Annotated in this window: 20 protein-coding genes; 5 read left to right on the forward strand and 15 right to left on the reverse strand. The window is 38.3% G+C overall.

What is annotated here, in order from left to right; all coding sequences use genetic code 11:
- The 7 genes from dnaB to apf form a co-directional block, all read right to left on the reverse strand.
- Positions 1–1359 (reverse strand): replicative DNA helicase, encoded by a 1359-nt coding sequence (dnaB, locus tag NFR56_RS05000; RefSeq protein WP_014714093.1) that lies wholly within the window; start codon positions 1357–1359, stop codon positions 1–3.
- A gap of 25 nt (positions 1360–1384) precedes the next feature.
- Complete coding sequence (gene rplI, locus NFR56_RS05005; protein ID WP_003002156.1) at positions 1385–1837, reverse strand: 50S ribosomal protein L9; 453 nt, start codon at positions 1835–1837, stop codon at positions 1385–1387.
- Complete coding sequence (locus NFR56_RS05010; RefSeq protein ID WP_478444620.1) at positions 1834–3810, reverse strand: GGDEF domain-containing protein; 1977 nt, start codon at positions 3808–3810, stop codon at positions 1834–1836. Before NFR56_RS05010 ends, rplI begins: the two co-directional genes overlap by 4 nt.
- Positions 3811–4008: 198 nt before the next feature.
- Entirely contained in the window at positions 4009–5919 is a 1911-nt protein-coding gene (mnmG, locus tag NFR56_RS05015; protein ID WP_134974257.1) for a tRNA uridine-5-carboxymethylaminomethyl(34) synthesis enzyme MnmG, read from the reverse strand.
- Between the two features lie 10 nt (positions 5920–5929).
- Positions 5930–6385, reverse strand: coding sequence for an NUDIX hydrolase (locus NFR56_RS05020; protein WP_134974256.1), 456 nt, complete (start codon positions 6383–6385; stop codon positions 5930–5932).
- A 137-nt stretch (positions 6386–6522) separates the two neighbouring features.
- Positions 6523–7644, reverse strand: a complete 1122-nt coding sequence (mnmA, locus tag NFR56_RS05025) for a tRNA 2-thiouridine(34) synthase MnmA (RefSeq protein ID WP_134974255.1) — start codon at positions 7642–7644, stop codon at positions 6523–6525.
- Positions 7645–7848: 204 nt separating this feature from the next.
- Positions 7849–8391 carry an aggregation-promoting factor gene (gene apf, locus NFR56_RS05030; protein WP_003009194.1) on the reverse strand — a complete coding sequence of 181 codons (543 nt, stop codon included), beginning with the start codon at positions 8389–8391 and terminating at the stop codon, positions 7849–7851.
- A gap of 228 nt (positions 8392–8619) precedes the next feature.
- Between apf and sdaAB the strand changes: the two genes are divergently transcribed.
- From sdaAB to NFR56_RS05045, 3 genes are read left to right on the forward strand one after another with little or no spacing between them, the layout of a single operon-like run.
- Positions 8620–9291: an L-serine ammonia-lyase, iron-sulfur-dependent subunit beta gene (gene sdaAB, locus NFR56_RS05035; RefSeq protein ID WP_003002135.1), complete on the forward strand. Its 672-nt coding sequence runs from the start codon at positions 8620–8622 to the stop codon at positions 9289–9291.
- A gap of 9 nt (positions 9292–9300) precedes the next feature.
- Positions 9301–10173 carry an L-serine ammonia-lyase, iron-sulfur-dependent, subunit alpha gene (sdaAA, locus tag NFR56_RS05040; protein WP_045760056.1) on the forward strand — a complete coding sequence of 291 codons (873 nt, stop codon included), beginning with the start codon at positions 9301–9303 and terminating at the stop codon, positions 10171–10173.
- A 1-nt stretch (position 10174) separates the two neighbouring features.
- Positions 10175–10804 carry an HAD hydrolase-like protein gene (locus tag NFR56_RS05045; protein WP_134974254.1) on the forward strand — a complete coding sequence of 210 codons (630 nt, stop codon included), beginning with the start codon at positions 10175–10177 and terminating at the stop codon, positions 10802–10804.
- A gap of 24 nt (positions 10805–10828) precedes the next feature.
- Here the strand turns inward: NFR56_RS05045 and NFR56_RS05050 are convergent, their stop codons facing one another.
- The 8 genes from NFR56_RS05050 to yfmF form a co-directional block, all read right to left on the reverse strand.
- Positions 10829–11479, reverse strand: a complete 651-nt coding sequence (locus NFR56_RS05050) for a LysM peptidoglycan-binding domain-containing protein (protein ID WP_134974253.1) — start codon at positions 11477–11479, stop codon at positions 10829–10831.
- Between the two features lie 157 nt (positions 11480–11636).
- Complete coding sequence (locus tag NFR56_RS05055; protein ID WP_134974252.1) at positions 11637–12434, reverse strand: energy-coupling factor transporter transmembrane component T family protein; 798 nt, start codon at positions 12432–12434, stop codon at positions 11637–11639.
- On the reverse strand, positions 12427–13269 hold the full coding sequence (locus NFR56_RS05060; RefSeq protein ID WP_134974251.1) for an energy-coupling factor transporter ATPase: 843 nt from the start codon (positions 13267–13269) through the stop codon (positions 12427–12429). Before NFR56_RS05060 ends, NFR56_RS05055 begins: the two co-directional genes overlap by 8 nt.
- Positions 13254–14078 carry an energy-coupling factor ABC transporter ATP-binding protein gene (locus NFR56_RS05065; RefSeq protein ID WP_134974250.1) on the reverse strand — a complete coding sequence of 275 codons (825 nt, stop codon included), beginning with the start codon at positions 14076–14078 and terminating at the stop codon, positions 13254–13256. The genes NFR56_RS05060 and NFR56_RS05065 overlap by 16 nt, the downstream gene beginning before the upstream one ends.
- Positions 14079–14618, reverse strand: a complete 540-nt coding sequence (pgsA, locus tag NFR56_RS05070; protein WP_003009208.1) for a CDP-diacylglycerol--glycerol-3-phosphate 3-phosphatidyltransferase — start codon at positions 14616–14618, stop codon at positions 14079–14081.
- Between the two features lie 31 nt (positions 14619–14649).
- Complete coding sequence (locus tag NFR56_RS05075; protein WP_023919990.1) at positions 14650–15057, reverse strand: helix-turn-helix domain-containing protein; 408 nt, start codon at positions 15055–15057, stop codon at positions 14650–14652.
- Between the two features lie 26 nt (positions 15058–15083).
- Positions 15084–16358 (reverse strand): EF-P 5-aminopentanol modification-associated protein YfmH, encoded by a 1275-nt coding sequence (gene yfmH, locus NFR56_RS05080; RefSeq protein ID WP_134974249.1) that lies wholly within the window; start codon positions 16356–16358, stop codon positions 15084–15086.
- A gap of 8 nt (positions 16359–16366) precedes the next feature.
- A complete protein-coding gene (gene yfmF / locus NFR56_RS05085; protein WP_134974295.1) occupies positions 16367–17614 on the reverse strand; it encodes an EF-P 5-aminopentanol modification-associated protein YfmF in 1248 nt (415 codons plus the stop codon).
- A 155-nt stretch (positions 17615–17769) separates the two neighbouring features.
- On the opposite strand from yfmF, the gene yaaA reads away from it, so the two are divergent.
- Positions 17770–18132 carry a S4 domain-containing protein YaaA gene (gene yaaA, locus NFR56_RS05090; RefSeq protein ID WP_134974248.1) on the forward strand — a complete coding sequence of 121 codons (363 nt, stop codon included), beginning with the start codon at positions 17770–17772 and terminating at the stop codon, positions 18130–18132.
- The gene (gene recF, locus NFR56_RS05095; RefSeq protein ID WP_049495794.1) at positions 18132–19226 is read left to right on the forward strand and encodes a DNA replication/repair protein RecF; all 1095 of its coding nucleotides are present in this window, start codon (positions 18132–18134) and stop codon (positions 19224–19226) included. The genes yaaA and recF overlap by 1 nt, the downstream gene beginning before the upstream one ends.
- Positions 19227–19242: the final 16 nt, after the last annotated feature.

Consider the following 19242-nt stretch of genomic DNA (forward strand, 5'->3'; position numbering starts at 1 on the left):
TTATTGATCCTCTCTCTTTGAAATGCTTGAGAATTTATTGTATTCCTTTTGGAATATTAATTCGACTGTCCCACGCGCACCTGAACGGTTTTTCTCTATAATCACTTCAACCGTATTATTGGGCATTCCATCTTCTTCCTCTTCACCAGCTCGATCATAATAATCATCACGGTACAAGAAAGCAACAATATCCGCATCCTGCTCAATCGATCCAGATTCACGAATATCAGAAAGAACAGGACGTTTGTCTTGGCGCTGTTCCACACCACGTGATAGCTGACTCAAAGCAATAACGGGAACTTTTAGTTCCTTAGCCAAAATCTTTAACTGACGAGAAATTTCTGAAACTTCCTGTTGACGGTTTTCTCTTCCAGTCCCTGTAATCAGCTGCAGGTAGTCAATCAGAATAAGACCGAGATTCCCTGTTTCCTGCGCTAATTTTCTTGCTCTCGAACGAATCTCAGTGATCCGAATTCCCGGAGTATCATCGATGTAAATACTCGCATTGGCCAAATTTCCTTGAGCAATGGCATATTTCCGCCACTCTTCATCCGTCAATTGACCTGTACGAATCGAATGGGATTCAATCAAACCTTCAGCTGCTAACATCCGGTCAACCAAACTTTCAGCACCCATTTCTAATGAGAAAATAGCCACTGTCTTATCCAACTTTGTCCCGATATTTTGAGCAATATTTAGAGCAAAGGCTGTTTTCCCTACTGCAGGACGAGCCGCTAAAATAATCAACTCTTCCTCATGTAGCCCTGTCGTCATATGGTCCAAATCGCGATAGCCTGTCGCAATACCCGTAATATCAGAGGTTTGAAGCGAGCGGGCTTCCAAGCTACCAAAATTTATATTCAAGATGTCTCGAATATTTTTAAATCCACTACGATTTGCGTTTTCACTAACATCAATCAGAGCTTTTTCAGCACCCGCAATGATTTCATCTGAAGGACTTGCACCATCATAAGCTTGATTAATACTTTCCGTTAATCGAGAGATCAATCGACGTAAGACAGCTTTTTCGGCAACAATTTTCGCGTAATACTCCGCGTTAGCTGAAGTTGGTACCGAATTAATGACTTCTACCAAATAGGAGAGACCACCAATATTTTGGAGATCCCCCTGACTATCTAAAATATTTCGAACAGTCGTCGCATCAATCGCATCCCCGCGGTCAGCTAGATCGATCATGGCTTTAAAAATCAAACGGTGCGAGTACTTAAAGAAATCGCCAGGCTCGATATATTCACGAACAAAGACCAATTTCCCCTCATCAATAAAGATGGCTCCCAACACTGATTGCTCCGCTTGGATATCCTGAGGTTGTGTTCGTAATTCCTCTATCTCAGCCATAAAAAAACCTTTCTATCGATCGTGTTTACCCTTCGTTTACACGAATATTAATCACACCTGTAACATCTTGATAAATTTTTACAGGGACGTCAATCAAACCTGTTGAACGAATTGGAGAGGAAACTTGGATATGACGTTTATCAATTTTAATGCCAAATTGTTTCTCAAGCTCTTCTGCAATCTTTTTATTGGTAATAGAGCCGAAAGTACGGCCATCTGGCCCAATTTTTTCCGTGAATTGAACAACAGTTGCTTCTTCTTCTAATTTTGCTTTAATCTTTTGCGCTTCTGCTAACAATTCAGCATGCGCTTTTTCTTCTGACTTTTGCTTTCCACGAAGCTCACCGATTGCTTGGGCATTGGCTTCTTTCGCAAGATTTTTCTTGATCAAAAAGTTTTGTGCATAACCAGTAGGCACTTCTTTAATTTCGCCTTTTTTACCTTTACCTTTTACATCCGCTAAGAAAATAACTTTCATTCTACATTCTCCTTTTCAATAGTTACTTCGTTTTCAATAGTCTCAATCAGTTGTTGACGAATACTCATCAAATCTTGACCCTCAATTTGAGAGGCTGCCGAATTGAAATGACCTCCTCCGCCAAGCTGTTCCATGATACGCTGTACATTGACTTTGCTTCGACTTCGTGCAGAAATCGAGACAGTCCCACTTTGATTGCAAGCAATGACAAAGGTTGCTTCCACCTCAGACATGGCTAGCATACTATCAGCTGCTTTACTAATAGTTACTGAATCATAGGCTTTAGTCGTATTGGCACAAGCTACGATGATATGTGGCAAAATCTTTTCACCAGTCAAGATCAGTTCGTTCACTTCGCGGTACTCATCAAACTGAATCGCAGAGATCTCCTGGATGGTTACACTATCACTACCTCTTGAACGAAGGTAACTCGCCACATCAAAGGTCCGACTCGTAACACGTGCGGAGAAGTTCTTAGTATCCAGCATAATCCCAGCCATCAAGACACTAGCTTGAATCTTCGTTAACCGATTTTTCTTCGACTTCTGGAACTGAATCAGTTCACTAACCAATTCGCTCGCACTACTTGCTCCACTTTCAATATAGGTGATCAGAACATTTTCAGGGAAATCATCATCCCGACGGTGATGGTCAATGACAATAATCTGTTTAAATTCCTGATAAAACTCTTTTGAAAGAGTCAAGGCTGTCTTAGAATGGTCCACCATAATTAACAAAGAGCGATCCGTCACCATTTGCATGGCTTCCTCTAGGGGAAGGATTTTCGTCACCTGCTCTTCTTCTAGTTTCGCAATTGCTCTTGAAATATCACTAGCCATTGCATGCGGGTCATAGACCACATAAGAGGAAGCCAAAATATTGCTAGAGAAAAACTGCATCCCCACAGACGCTCCTAAAGCGTCCATATCCAAGTTTCTATGCCCAACAATGAAAACTTGATCAACGGATTTAATTTTATCCGAAATAGCTGTCATCATAGCGCGTGTGCGAGTCCGAGTCCGCTTCACAGCCGAAGCTGTTCCACCACCAAAGAAAATAGGGTTTTTCTGTTCATCATTTTCTTTGACTACTGCTTGATCCCCACCACGAACTTCCGCAAGGTTTAGGTTCAAGAGAGCCACTTTACCAATCTCATCATGCTCCCCGTCACCATACGAGAATCCCATACTTAAGGTAATAGGTAGCTCACGATTTTTAGCTTCTTCACGGAATTGATCGATGACAGAAAATTTTGATTCCATCAACTGTTCTAAGACCGTGTAGTCTGTATACAAATAGAAACGATCCATCCCCACACGTCTGTAAAACATATGGTAATGAGCTGTAAACTCTTCTACAAAGTTGGCAATAAAACTATTGATATTGCTAATATCAGAGTCTGAAATGACATCTTCTAGATCATCATAGTTATCAACAGAAATAATACCGATAACGGGACGAGTTGTCACCAATCCCACAGTTGCTTCATACTCACTTGAAACATCAAAAAAGTAAACAACACTAGACATCTGATCAAAGTAAACAGAATATTTCTTATCGGCTACAGTGACATAATGACCTTTATCCTCAAACAGAGTATTGAGTAACTTTTTCAAGGATTCAACATCAAAGTCCCCATCATCTGTTGAAAAAATCAATTCAGCATAAGGGTTGAACCACTCTACTTCATTTGTCTCTTCATTAATTTTGATAACTCCAACAGGCATTTTATCAAGGAGGGATGCTAATCCGCTTTCTGCCTGATGGTTAACGTATTGTATTTGTTCTAATTCATCTAACTCTGAAATTTGTAACTGGTATTCAAATAAAGCAATCAATCCAGCTAAGACTAAAAAAATTGCAATGAGAGTTACATAGCCTTTGCCAAAGATTCTTAAAAAAATTGCTAAAATTGCAAATGAAATAAAACCAATTAACACATAATGGATGAACGATAAACGAAATTTTTTCATCATAAACCTCTTCTCGGAATTATACCATAAATAGAGGTAAAAAGCGAGGTTTCTCTCTATATTACAGAGAAGATCGACCTGTAAAAAGCTCTTCCTCCGCTTCACTACTTTGTAAACAATGTTTACAACTGTGTAAATATTAACAACAGATTTCAATCCATAAAATTGAGGCTGAAACATCATCTCTGCCCCATTTTATTAGTGGTTTGCTTTGTTTTTGGAGATACTCCGAGATTTACCTTCCAAGTAAACCATTAAAATAGAGATATCCGCTGGATTGACACCTGAGATACGACTTGCTTGACCAATCGTTTCTGGATTAATTAATTTAAATTTTTGACGAGCTTCGGTTGCGATGGAGTCAATATCATCCCAGTCAATATTCGCAGGAATTCGTTTTTCTTCCATACGCTTCATTTTTTCGACTTGGTCCATTGCTTTTGAAATATAGCCTTCATATTTAATTTCAGTTTCAATCAATTCAATGATTTTATCATCCAGTTCTTCAGCTGCAGGACCAATAAATTCTACCACATCTTGGTAAGAGACTTCTGGTCGTCGCAAGAATTCTTTAGCAGTGACAGCATCTGTCAATGGTTTAAAGCCCATTGCAGCAACCTTCTCATTGGTTTCCTTTATAGGCTTTAACTTAATGCTATCCAAACGCTTCATCTCGTTTTCAAACTGATACTTCTTAGTTTCGAAACGTTGCCAACGTTCATCATCTACCAATCCAATTGCTCGTCCCATTTCTGTCAAGCGCATATCGGCATTATCATGACGCAAAATCAGACGGTATTCTGCACGGCTTGTTAACAAGCGATATGGTTCGATCGTTCCCTTTGTTACCAAATCATCGATCATGACCCCAATATAACCATCACTGCGTTTCAAAATGAGTTCTGGTTTTCCTTGGATTTTTAGAGCCGCATTGATCCCTGCAATAATCCCTTGACCAGCGGCCTCCTCATAGCCAGACGTTCCATTGGTTTGGCCAGCTGTAAAGAGACCTGAAATTTTCTTAGTTTCCAAAGTTGCGCGCAATTGATGAGGCAAAACCATATCATACTCAATTGCATAACCCGTTCGCATCATTTCTGCCTTCTCAAGTCCCTTAATAGAATGGACGAGATCCCGTTGAACATCCTCTGGTAAACTCGTTGACAGCCCTTGAACATAGACTTCTTCTGTATTTCGTCCCTCAGGTTCTAAAAATAGTTGATGACGCTCTTTGTCAGCAAAACGGACAATTTTATCCTCAATGGACGGACAATAGCGAGGACCTACTCCCTTTACAACCCCTGTAAACATAGGTGCCCGGTGTAAATTATTTTGGATAATCTCATGGCTATGCCCATTCGTATAAGTTAACCAACAAGGAACCTGATCCTTTACATAATCTTCATCACGCGATGTATAAGAAAAATGATTTGGAGCTTCATCTCCGGGTTGAATTTCCGTTTCGTCATAATTAATTGACGACGCCTTTACACGAGGTGGCGTCCCTGTTTTGAAACGTCCAATTTCTAATCCTAGCTCTTTGAGATTATCGGCCAAATTGATAGAAGCTAGACTATGATTAGGTCCTGACGAATACTTGAGATCTCCAATGATAATTTCTCCGCGTAAAGCTGTCCCAGTAGTGACAATAACAGCCTTTGCTCCATATTCTTGGTGAGTTGCAGTCCTTACACCAACAACCTTACCATTCTCCACCAAAATCTCATCAATCATAGTTTGGCGAAGAGTTAAATTTTCTTGATTTTCAACCGTTTTCCGCATTTCTTTTGAGTAAAGTTCTTTGTCTGCTTGAGCCCGAAGTGCACGAACCGCAGGACCTTTACCAGTATTGAGCATTTTCATTTGGATGTAGGTCTTGTCGATGTTCTTCGCCATTTCTCCACCGAGGGCATCGACTTCACGCACGACAATCCCCTTAGCAGAACCACCAATAGAGGGATTACAAGGCATAAAAGCCAGCATTTCAATGTTAATAGTCGCAAGTAAGACCTTACAACCCATACGGCTAGCAGCTAGAGAGGCTTCTACTCCCGCATGCCCCGCACCGATTACAATGATATCGTATTCTTCTATAAAGTTATAATTCATTCTATTTCTCCTATTTTTCAAGATGGATGTGTCGTAATTTTCCGTCCCAGTCTGGTAGGGCTGATTTTAAAAAAGCCGGTTTCAGGTCAACAGTATGTAAATCATCTAAAGCAATCCAACGACAAGGTAATTGCTTTGTATCTTCCTGCATGACCAAAGGTGCATCTTCCAGCAAGTCCACCAAATAATGAAATTCAATGTTATGGTACTGGATTCCAGCTTGTTCAAAGTGATTTTCAACCACGAAAGCTAACGGACCTACTGTAGATGTAACACCAAGTTCCTCTTTGACTTCACGAACTACCGCATCCTCTGTAGTTTCATTGACTTGAATAGCACCTCCGATTGTATAACAGCCGTCCTCATCTTCTATGACGAACAAGCGATTATCTTTTACAATCAAAGCAGTCGCCCTCACACCAAAAACAGTAGAACCTATTTTCGTTCGAAAATCCTGTTGCCTCATTTTACTTCCTTTCGAAATCACACAAAAATAGTCAAAACTCTGAGAAGTGCAGGACAAAAAAGCCTGCAACATCCATGAGCTTTGACCATCATTTCTATTGCTTTTATTATTGTAGCAAATTGAGAAAATTTGTCAATTTAAATATACTGACAAACTTTTCCATCCCGATAAGCATTGTCAATCAAGCCACCGCCTAGACACTCTTCACCGTCGTAAAAAACAACAGCTTGTCCTGGTGTAATGGCTCGTTGAGGTTCTGCAAAAACCACTTCTGCCTTGTCACCTTTAACGTGTACAGTTACCTTAGAATCTGGTTGACGATAGCGGAACTTAGCTGTACACTCTAATATAAACTCTTCTGGCATATCTCGTGTAAAGTGAACTTGACTAGCCTGTAAACTTGTTGATATCAATGCTTCATGATAAAAGCCTTGCCCGACATAAAGAATATTTTGACTGAGGTCTTTACCAACTACAAACCATGGAGCATTGTCTCCACCTTGTTGGCCACCAATTCCAAGCCCACCCCGTTGACCGATTGTGTAATACATCAAACCAGCATGTTCGCCCATATCTCGTCCATCGATGGTCATCATTCGACCTGGTTGGGCAGGAAGGTAGTTCCCTAGAAACTCTTTGAAATTCTTTTCTCCGATAAAGCAAATTCCAGTTGAGTCTTTCTTTTTAGCTGTTGCCAATCCAGCTTCTTCAGCTAGACGGCGAACCTCAGGCTTTTCCAAATGTCCCAATGGGAACATGGTTTTTTGAAGTTGTTCTTGTGACAGTTGGCTTAAGAAATAAGTTTGGTCCTTCCCGTTGTCAACGCCACGTAACATATGAACAATGCCATCCTCATCACGCGCCACGCGCGCATAGTGCCCTGTCGCTACATAATCGGCACCGAGTGTCATAGCATAATCTAGAAAGGCCTTAAATTTGATTTCCTTATTACACATGACATCCGGATTTGGTGTTCGACCAGCTCGGTATTCAGCAAGGAAATATTCAAAGACACGATCCCAGTATTCTTTCTCAAAGTTGACAGAATAGTAAGGAATGCCAATTTGGTCTGCAACCGCTGCTACATCTTTGTAATCTTCTGTAGCTGTACAGACGCCATTTTCGTCTGTGTCGTCCCAGTTTTTCATGAAGATGCCGATGACATCGTAACCCTGTTGCTTTAATAATAAAGCTGTTACAGATGAATCCACACCACCACTCATACCAACAACAACACGTGTTTTCGAGTTATCACTCATAGATTTCTCCCATCTTTTCGTTTCTCACGATTGAAGGTCGTGGTTTGCTTCAACGATTGAAGGTCGTTTTGAGCAGTTACCATTTTAACACGCTTTATATTAGAAAACAAGCATCTTACTATTCTTTTTGTTGATCAGGATCGATGGGTTTACAAGTCTGTAAATATAAAAAGAGTCCTATTCAAGAACTCTTTTTAAACGAATTTAATACCAGCCATTTGCCAACCAGAAATTTTTAGCTGCTGACCATGATCCATAACGGTTGACAACATATTGATTGGCCACTTTTTCTTGGTTTGCAGGTGATAAATCACCATTCAAATAAGTGATAGTCAATTGGTAACGACCATAATATTGGCCATTTTGTGCTGTATAACTACCACTTGACTCTTTTTGGGCAATCCATTCCTTAGCAGCTGCATCTTCCGCACTCAAGCCATCTGAAGCAGAGACAGTAGTTGTTGCTTGTGTAGTATCAGTTTTACTAGCAGGAGCTTGCTCCGTGGTTTTCTGCGTTGTATTTGCATCTTCAATCTCAAGAACTTGACCAACTGAGATGAGATTCACGTTACTAATCTTATTTTTCTTAGCAATTGCATCAACCGTTGTGTTCTTCTCTTTAGCAATAGCTGATAAAGTATCACCTGATTTTACAGTATAAGAATCTGCATTCGCTACAATTGGAAGGAAAAGTCCTGCAAGTAAACTAAGTCCAATAATTCGTTTCATCATTTGTTTTTTATTCATTATTATGTACTCCTTTATTGGTATACCTCTATACTACACAAGAAATATTTCATATTTATTGAAATAATGTGTCAAATATTTCAGTCAGATGTTAGAAATACTAAAAATCCAGGATAATATAAATGCTTTAAGCCCCCTTTAAGATTTCTCAGATATTTCGGGAAAAATAGGAGAAATCATCAGCCATATCTGATATAATGAAGTAAAGTGATCACAAAGGAGCAGAGCATGAACTCTTTAAAATTCCAATCAGTTTTTGATATTATTGGACCTGTGATGATCGGCCCATCCAGTAGTCACACTGCAGGTGCTGTTCGAATTGGTAAAATTGTTTCTTCTATCTTTGGAGAGGAACCAAAAGAAGTTGAGTTCCAATTATTTAATTCCTTCGCCAAAACCTATCGTGGTCATGGAACAGATTTAGCCTTAGTAGCGGGCATCTTAGGAATGGACACAGATGATCCTAGAATCCCAGATAGTCTAAAAATTGCACATGAACGAGGCATTCGGATTGTTTGGTCTATTCAAAAAGAAAGCAATGCTCCTCACCCAAACACAACGACTATTACTGTTAAAAATGATCATAAAACGATTTCTGTCACTGGAATCTCAATTGGTGGTGGGAACATACAGGTTACTGAGTTAAATGGCTTTGCTATCTCGCTAAATATGAATACTCCAACCATTATCATTGTTCACCAGGACGTCCCCGGAATGATCGCTCATGTGACAGAAGCTCTTTCTCGCTATGATATTAATATTGCACAAATGAATGTAACACGGGAAAAAGCTGGAGAAAAAGCGATTATGATTATAGAAGTTGACTCAAGGAGTTGTGAAGCAGCGATCGAAGATATCCGTAAAATTCCTCATCTTCATAATGTCAACTTTTTCAAATAAGGAGTTCATATGTTTTATTCAATTGTAGACCTCGTAGAACAAGCAAGCACGCAATACCAAGGAAACGTCGCAGAGTTAATGATTGCAACTGAATTTGAACTAACTGGTCGTGAACGAGAAGAAGTCCTACGATTAATGACCCGTAATTTAGAAGTGATGATTGATTCTGTAAAGTTAGGGTTAAATGAAAACCACTCTCGTAGTGGGTTAACTGGTGGGGATGCCGCAAAATTAGATCGCTATATCAAATCAGGGAAAACGTTATCTGACTTGACCGTCCTAACCGCAGCGAAGAATGCTATTGCTGTCAACGAACACAATGCTAAAATGGGACTGGTCTGTGCAACACCCACTGCAGGATCTGCTGGCTGCCTTCCCGCAGTTCTCACTGCTGCAACTCAAAAATTAGGGTTAAACCGTCAGCAACAATTAGATTTTCTACTGACAGCTGGAGCTTTTGGTTTAGTGATCGCAAATAATGCTTCTATTTCAGGTGCAGAAGGTGGTTGTCAAGCAGAAGTTGGCTCTGCTTCAGCTATGAGTGCGGCGGCATTGACACTAGCTGCTGGGGGAACTCCTTATCAAGCGAGTCAGGCAGTCTGTTTTGTCATCAAAAACATGCTTGGGCTCATTTGTGATCCAGTAGCAGGACTCGTGGAAGTTCCATGTGTCAAACGAAACGCAATGGGAGCCAGCTATGCCTTCATTGCTGCTGATATGGCCTTAGCAGGTATTGAATCAAAAATACCTGTTGATGAAGTGATTGACGCCATGTACCAAGTTGGATCTAGTCTTCCGACTGCCTTTAGAGAAACAGCTGAAGGAGGATTGGCAGCAACACCAACCGGACGTAGATTACAAAAAGAGATATTTGGAGAATAGCATGCAAGCCTTGTTTTTTGATTTAGATGGAACATTAGTTGACAGTTCCAAGGGAATTACAGAGAGTTTTCAACATACATTCGATACTTTGAAGGTTCCTCAACCCGATCTCAAAACCATCCATAGTTTTATGGGACCACCTTTGATTTCTAGTTTTGAAGCTACTCTTCCTGAAGCTTTGGTAGATCAAGCCGTAACTATCTATCGCCAGTATTATCATGAAAAAGGTCAATACAAATCAACTCTGTTTCCTCAGATAGTAGAAGCTTTGAAAGCTTTACAAGACGAAAACATTCCTCTTTATGTAACTACTTCAAAACATGAACCAGTTGCTTTACAGATGTGTCAAGATTTAGATATCGCTAAATACTTTAAAGGAATTTATGGATCAAATTCAGATCGTATCCACAAAGCCGATGTCATTCGATACGCCTTGTCAATCAATGACCTTCCAAAAGAGGAGACAGTGATTATTGGAGACACAAAATTTGACCTCATTGGAGGTCAAACAGTTGGCATAAAAACCATGGCCGTCACTTGGGGATTTGGAGGTCTTGAAGAGCTACTTCTTTACTCACCAGATTTTATTTGTCACTCTCCACTTGACATTCTTGAGACATTAAAAAAATAGGTTTACAAATTGTAAACCTATTTTTTAATAACCCCAAGCTGATAAACCTTGTGAGCTATATGCATTGTATGCAGCCTGGATTTGATCATCAACTGTTGCAGTTGAACCCCAACCTGGCATTGTTTGGAACAAACCACTGGCACCAGAAGCATTTGCTGCATTTACTTGACCATTTGATTCACGGGCAATAATTGCTTCCCAAGTAGAAGCAGGTACACCAGTCATTTCAGCCATACGAGCAGCTGCATAAGATCCTTGTTCTCCAGCAGTATTCCCATTTGATAGAACAATTCCACCATTTGTTGATTGTGCAGAAGTCACTGCAGCATTTGCTGCATAAGTTGTTTGTTTTTGAGCAGTTTGTGCTGTTGCAGTCGCTGTAGGTGAACTTTCAGCAGGTTTTGCTTGCTCTTGTGGAGCAACTTTATCAATCATAGATTTTGAACGCTCACCTAACTCAATAATTTGTCCTGCATAGATCAAATCTTCATTGGTCAGATTGTTAGATGCAATAATATTTTCTACTGAAGTGTTATTTTCTAGTGCAATTTTTGATAGAGTATCTCCAGACTTCACTTCGTAAGTTTCAGCATTCACTGTAGCAATACCAGAAATGAAAAGCGATGCTGCTGAAAGTAGGGAAGTGACTGTCCATTGGAACTTTTTACTGTTCATGAATTCTATTCTCCTTTCGAACATAATTCTATCATACACACAAAATGTTACAGTTTATTGTAGAATATATTACAAATGTTACAAGAATATGTGAATTTAATGTAAAAAGCGCTTTGTATAGCGCTTTTTCCTTATTTTTGAACCAATACAACTAGCTCTATCCATTTTTTAGATAAAAAACTATCAACATGAGACACAGAATAAAAAGCAATGCCAGGCTATCTTTTACTCCCCACTGCAGAGTCCGATAGCGTGTTCGTCCCTCACCGCCTTTGTACCCTCTCGCTTCCATCGCAATTGCTAATGCATCTGCGCGTTTAAAACTTGAGGCAAACAAAGGAATGAGGATTGGAATAAAGGAACGGATCCTTTTTAATAGATTTCCTTCACCAAAATCAACACCACGCGCCCTTTGCGCATTCATGATTCGATTCGTATCATCTACTAAGGTTGGAACAAAGCGCAAACTCATAGATAGCATTAACCCAATCTCATGGGCCGGAACCTTAATAATTTTTAGTGGTGTGAGGATCTTTTCAACAGCATCTGCTAAACTCAATGGTGTCGTCGTCACGGTTAAAATCGTCGAATAAAAAATGATTAAAATAAATCTACAAAATATGATGGCGGCTTGCATCAATCCTTGGTCGGTTAATTTAAAAAACCACCATTGATACAAAATAGTTCCTTGAGAGGTCGCAAATAATTGAAAAATAGTTGTAAAAGCAATGATAAAAATCATTGATTTTAAGCCTTTAATATAAAAACTAACCGAAATCCTCGTTAGATACATTAAAACAAAAATAAAACCAAAGAGAAGAACATTTGTCTGGATATTATTTGCCCAAAACAGAAGAAATATGAATAAAAACATTGAGAGCAACTTCCCACGAGGATCTAGTTGGTGGATAATGGAGTTTCCAGGAATATACCTTCCTAAAATCATATTATTCATGAAGTAACAGCTCCTTTAGTTCCTCAATTTTGATTGGTAGTCTGTCCAGAGGAAGTCCTCTTCGTTTCAATTGAAGAGCAAAATTCGTAATTTGTGGGACTCCTAATTGAAGTTTTTGTAAATACTCAACCTGTTGAAACACTTCCCTTGGGGATCCGTTTAGGACAAGTTTTCCCGCTTCTAAAGCAAATACGGTATCAGCAAAATTTGCTACATCATCCATCGTATGAGTTACCAGAACTAGGGTCATCCCATTTTTATGTAATGTCTCAAACAGCGCCATCAATTCCTTTCTTCCAGCAGGATCTAGCCCTGCTGTCGGCTCGTCCAATACTAAAATCTCTGGTTCGATAGCTAAAATACCCGCGATCGCAACGCGTCTCATCTGTCCACCAGATAGTTCAAATGGACTTTTATCATAGATAGACTCATCTAAACCAACGATCGCTAATTTTTCTTTGGCTATTTCCTCCGCTTTGTCCTTAGGTACCCCAAAATTCTGTGGTCCAAAGGCTACATCAGCTAGAACGGTTTCCGCAAATAGCTGACTTTCTGGAAATTGAAAAACCAAACCGACTTTTTTTCTCAGGTACTTCATTTCTTTTGGCTCAGAATGATTATCTAAAACAAAATCTTCAAATTGAATCGTTCCTTTAGTCGGACGCAGTAAACCATTTAGTAATTGCAACAAAGTAGACTTGCCACTACCAGTATGCCCGATGATGGCTGTATAAGATCCATTTTTTATTTCCAAACTAATATCAGAAAGCGCCTGCCCTTCAAAAGGACTTCCCTCTTGATAAGTATAATAGACATTCTTTAAAGAGATTCCCATAGTTGGTCTAATAACTCACTTTCTGTTAGATAATCCTGTTTTAGCGGAAAATGCGAGCTGAGAGATTCTTGAACCTGCTTACTAAAAGGCTTATCTAGTCCAATCTCATTAAGGTCATTTCTTGAAAACAATTCCCGCGGCGTCATAGAAGACTCTAGTTTTCCCTTTTGAAACACGAGTGTTCGATCACTTAAGGCAATTTCGGTTAAATCATGGGTAATGGAGATAATTGTTAATTGAAATTTTTTTTGAAGTTCTCTCATTACCGCCATTAGATCCTCTCTACCTTCTGGATCCAACATACTAGTTGCTTCATCAAGGATAATAATAGTTGGTCTCAAGGCGATAATACCTGCTATGGCCACCCGTTGCTTTTGACCACCTGACAAACGAGATGGTTCGCGATCTTTAAACTCCAGCATACCAACTTGCTCAATAGCCTTCTCCACACGTTGAAGCATTTCTTCCCGTGGAATTCCTTGATTTTCTAAACCAAAGGCAACATCATCTTCTACTGTCGCACCAACAAATTGGTTGTCAGGGTTCTGAAATACAATCCCAATTTTACTACGGATTTCCCATATGGTTTCACGAGTCAGTTGTTTTCCATCAACGTAAATCTCACCAGACTCAGCTTCCAAAAGGCCATCAATCAGGCGTACAACTGTAGATTTGCCACTACCATTGTGTCCAACAATCGAAAGCCACTCTCCTTGTTTCACGTGAAACGAAACCGTGTCAATTTGATACTCTTCTACTGTGTTATCGTATCGAAAGGATACATTTTTTAGCTCAATCATCTGTTTCATTTATTTAAATGTGTCTTTAAAGAGATAGCTACTTCCCTTAAAGTAGTCGTAACCAGAATAAATTGTGAAAATCAATGCAATATAAAGCAACACTTGCCCTGGAAGAGTCCAATGGCAAAGCAAAAAGATAATGGCAAACATTTGGCTAAAGGTTTTAATTTTTCCAGGCATAGCTGCAGCAAGAACTGTACCACCTGTCTCAACAAGTAGAAGACGCAAACCAGTAACAGCTAACTCACGACAAATGATAACGGCTGCAATCCAAGCAGGAACCATTTTTAATTCAATCATCATGATAAAGGCTGACATGACCAATAATTTATCTGCCATTGGATCGGCAAATTTACCAAAATTACTAACTACATTCCATTTTCGTGCAAGAAAGCCATCTAAATAATCTGTAATACTAGCAATCGCAAAAATAACTGCCGCTACAATATGTCCTAAGTAAGAATGACTTAAACTTAAAATAGCAATAAAAATAGGAATCATCACAACCCGAATTAATGTCAATGCATTAGGAATATTTTCTTTTTTCATACTTCCTCCAAAAAATATACTATCTTTACATCTATTTTACAGATGCTGTAAACTCATAAAAATATACGATATAAATCACAAAGCCAAGGATGACAAAACTAACTAGTAGATAATACAGGATTGGTAACCAGCTCGCTTTCTGTCTTAATTTTCTTGAATGAAGCTCTTCGTCATCTACAAGTATTTCTTCATCAAATAACAATTCTTTTCCTTCACGAAAAGCTGTCAATAGGATGGACTCATCTAATCCCAAAGCCCATGCTAACTTTTTAAGATAGATCTGAGCGTAAAAGGGACTCGGTAATAGATCAAACTCATCGTTTTCCAACGCTTCTATATAAGGAATTTCAATGGCTGTCTTATTTGACACATCCTGTAAACTTAAGTGTAAATTTACTCTTGACAGTCTTAACACTTGACCAATCGTTCTCTTCTTCATGTTTTCCCTTCTTGATACATTGTTTACTACTTTTGAAAAATCATATAGTCAACCATCTCAGCCTGGTCGATGAACTGACGCCCTAATTTGATGATATCTTGTAAACTAATACCTTGTAAAATCTTTGGAAGATCATAAGAAGTGCTACCGTCTGAAAAATATTCAAACTGAGTGGCACTATACTCAAGCGAATTTAAACCTTGTAAGAAATCACCAAACATTTCGCTTTTAATCGTATCCAAATGTTCCTGATTCACATCTGGATCCTTCTCAAATTGTTTGATCGCTGACCTAAATTGATGAGATAAGGACACCGGTTCTTGAGTATCCATTGTCAAAATAACGAAATGAAATAATTCCTCAACCTCGACTTCAAGTGTCAATGAGTTGTCAATCTTCCCAGCTTCATATAAACTTTGAAACCGTTGCGAAGTCCAACCAAACATCATCGAAAACAGTAATTTCAACATCAATTTATAACGAAATTTTTCCTCTTCCTTAATGATATCATTTCCTCGAATTCCAATTGCCAACTTAGGAGTAGCAACTTCCATTCTACAAGATTGATTCAATCTTACTTCATTTTTTTCTACAGGAAAACGTTCTAACTCCACAGATGGATGAAGAGGAACTAGATCATATTCCTTTACTACTTGCAATACTTCATCAACATCAAAGTTTCCAATCACTAATAAGTGCATTTGAGAGGGATGATAGAATAGATCAAAGTTTTCACGGAGATTATCTATTGTAATGTCAGAGATAGACTCCCTAGTCCCAGCAATATCATCTGCTAACGGTGTTCCAGGATATAAATTTTCTAAAGCACCAAAAAATAATCGATAGTCTGGACTATCTTGGTACATTCCAATTTCTTGTTGAATGATTTCTCTTTCCTTAGATACAGATTTTTCTGTAAAGGAAGCCTTTGAAACCATCTCCAATAACAATTGAATATTCTCAGGGACTTTTGAAGTTGTTGAGAAAAGATAACTTGTCTTTGTAAAGCTTGTAAAGGCGTTACTTTCCGATCCTAAATGAACGAATTTTTTTAAATAATCTTGACCATTTTCATCTTCAAATACTTTGTGTTCTAGGAAATGAGCAATTCCTGCAGGATATTGCCTTTCATCACCATTCACTAGAATTCGTGTATCCACTGAGCCAAACTTAGTTGTGATTATTCCATAGGTTTCATAATAATCTTCTTTGGGAATTAAATGAATAGTCAACCCATTTGACAAGCGTGTAAAGTAAACTTGCTCACCAACTGATTCATAATATTTTTCTTTAATTTTCAATCTTTACACTACTTTCCTTCCATAAAATAAACAGACTGTAAATTAATTGTTTTTGCCACTTCAATAATTTCTTCTCTACTAACCTTATCGATGGACTCTAACCACTCTTCTAAAGAAAGGACTTTCTTTCCTAGGATCGTTTTCAGATATTCCCTTTCAATCAAGGTATTTTGCCGATCCTGTGCTAATAAGGTCGTATTCACCAACATTTCTTTTGTCAATTGAAGCTCTGACTCTGTAAACTTGCCTCGTTTTAAATCATTCAACTGTCGCATAATCAAGGTCATTACTTTCGTACGAGATTCCTTATCAATACCTGCAAAAACTCTCATGAAGCCTGTAAAAATATCAAAATGGCTTGAGATAGTATAAGCAAGGCCTTCTTTCTCACGTATTATTTGAAAAAGTCTCGAATGCGAGAAAGCTCCCAGCATCCCATTTAATACAACTAGAGGGATATGGAGAGATTCCCCATACTGGGTAGAAAAATGATAACCTAATTCTAAAATAGATTGTTGGTTTTGTTTTTGCTCTAACTTTTCTCTTACAACATTTGTAAAAGGTTGTTGATAGGTGACAGACAAATTGTTATCACGTGGCTTGAATTCAAACTGGTTCACTCGATCCACAATAGCGACCTCATTAAAGTCACCTATGAAAAAGAAGTCAATGTTATCTAATTGGAGCATCTGATGAAACTGTTCAAGAGAACTTTGAGCTGTTTCTTGTCTCACTAAATCAACTTTCCCCAATCTTGACATCCCGATTGTTTCGTCTTCAAAAAACAGTTGATTCAATTGCCCATGTGCATAATAATAAGGCTCTTCAATTTCCGACTCCAAATCGGAAATCGTATTTTTCTTTTCAACATCAAATGTATCACTGTCAAAGTGATCTTCTACTACCAAAGGTGAAAAGAAGATAGTTTCTATAATGTCCAAAACCTCATCAGTAAGAACATTTTTCTTGCTCAAAAAGTCATCGCGCACAAAGGAAATATTCAAATCAACATAATGAACACGCCCCCTCTTAGAGACTGAGGTGGACAATTCTACCCCGTATAGACTCGCTAATTTTTCACGGAATAATTGTGAAGTTGGATATTTTTGATTTGCAGTTTCCATCATACAGGCTGCCAAAACACGCGCAGCCACGGTATTTTCATCTAATGGCGATGAAAAACGGACCTTAATTTTATTGGTTTTAAATTTTTTTGATTGAAGAAAGTGAAGATTCACGCCCTTTACTAATTCCATTTTCATCCTCGTTCTACTCAATAGTAACTTTCATTATAACACGAAATCACACTAAAATCCTAATTCAAACTGTGAAAAAGCTTCTCAAATCACTCAACATTCTCTACCCTAGATAAACTAAAAATATGGTATAATAACACGCAAAGAGGTGAACTATGAATTACAAATTATTTGATGACTTTATTACATTGCAAGCAATCTTAAAAGAACTCGGTATTATACAGAGTGGTGGTGCAATCAAAGCCTTTCTTCAAGAAAAAGAAGTCTTTGTTAATGGTGAATTAGAACAACGGAGAGGTCGTAAACTTCGTGTCAACGATCAAATTAACATTCCTGAACTGAGCATGACTATCACCATTCTTGAACCTTCTCAAGAGGAAATAGAAGAGCATCTTAAAGAGAAGGAAGAAAAGGAACGTGTTGCTAAACTTGTCAAGCAACTCAATCAACAACAAAAGAAACAACCGACAAAGACTAACAAAAAAGAAAAAGCAATTCGCTTTCCTGGTATCTCGTAATGTGGTTAAAACACTTATCCATTCAACATTTTCGTAATTATCAAGAACTTGAAGTCGAGTTTCATCCTGGATTAAATATTTTCCTAGGTCAAAATGCTCAAGGAAAGACCAATATTCTCGAATCAATTTATTTTCTAGCTTTAACCAGAAGTCATCGAACACGAAATGATAGAGATCTCATCTATTTTGAATCCACAGATTTCAAAGTTTCTGGTCAATTACAAAGAGAAACTGGTCCCCTTCCATTAGAAATTTCCTTGACACCAAAAGGTCGGATAACTAAGGTTAATCATTTGAAACAAGCCAAATTATCGAACTATATTGGCCATATGAATGTTGTCCTTTTCGCACCTGAAGATTTGCAACTGATCAAAGGATCACCTGCAGGGCGCCGAAAGTTTATTGACATTGAATTAGGTCAGATGAAACCTCTCTATTTATCCGACTTATCTCAATACAACCATGTACTGAAACAAAGAAATAGTTATCTAAAAAATTCGGAAAAAATTGATGCTACATTTTTGGAGGTCTTAGATTCACAACTAGCTAGTTTTGGAAGTCGCGTCATTCATCATCGGCTTGAGTTTATTAAGAAATTAGAAGCTAAAGCAAAAGAAAAACACACTCGACTTTCTGACAACAAAGAAGACCTATCGATTCAATATCAGTCAACTGTTTTTTCTGAAGAAGGAAATGATATAGAAGAGCAGTTTCTCTCTATGTTGGAAAAAAACCGTCAGAAGGATATTTTTAGGAAAACAACAAGTATTGGGCCTCACAGGGATGATTTGGCATTTTTTATCAATAATATGAATGCTACCTTTGGTAGTCAAGGCCAGCATCGAAGTGTTGTTCTCTCTCTAAAATTAGCAGAAATTGAATTAATGGAAGAAATCACAAGAGAAAAGCCGATTTTACTACTTGACGATGTCATGAGCGAACTTGACAATTATCGTCAACTTCAACTACTTGAAACCATCTCTAATAATATTCAAACATTTATTACAACGACCACTCTCGATCATTTAAAAGAACTACCTGAAGAGTTGAAAATTTTCACTGTTCAAGCCGGTCATATCAAAACAGCATCTTGACAATACTGTCAAGATG

Source organism: Streptococcus caecimuris, assembly GCF_943193075.1.
GTDB classification, from domain to species: domain Bacteria; phylum Bacillota; class Bacilli; order Lactobacillales; family Streptococcaceae; genus Streptococcus; species Streptococcus caecimuris.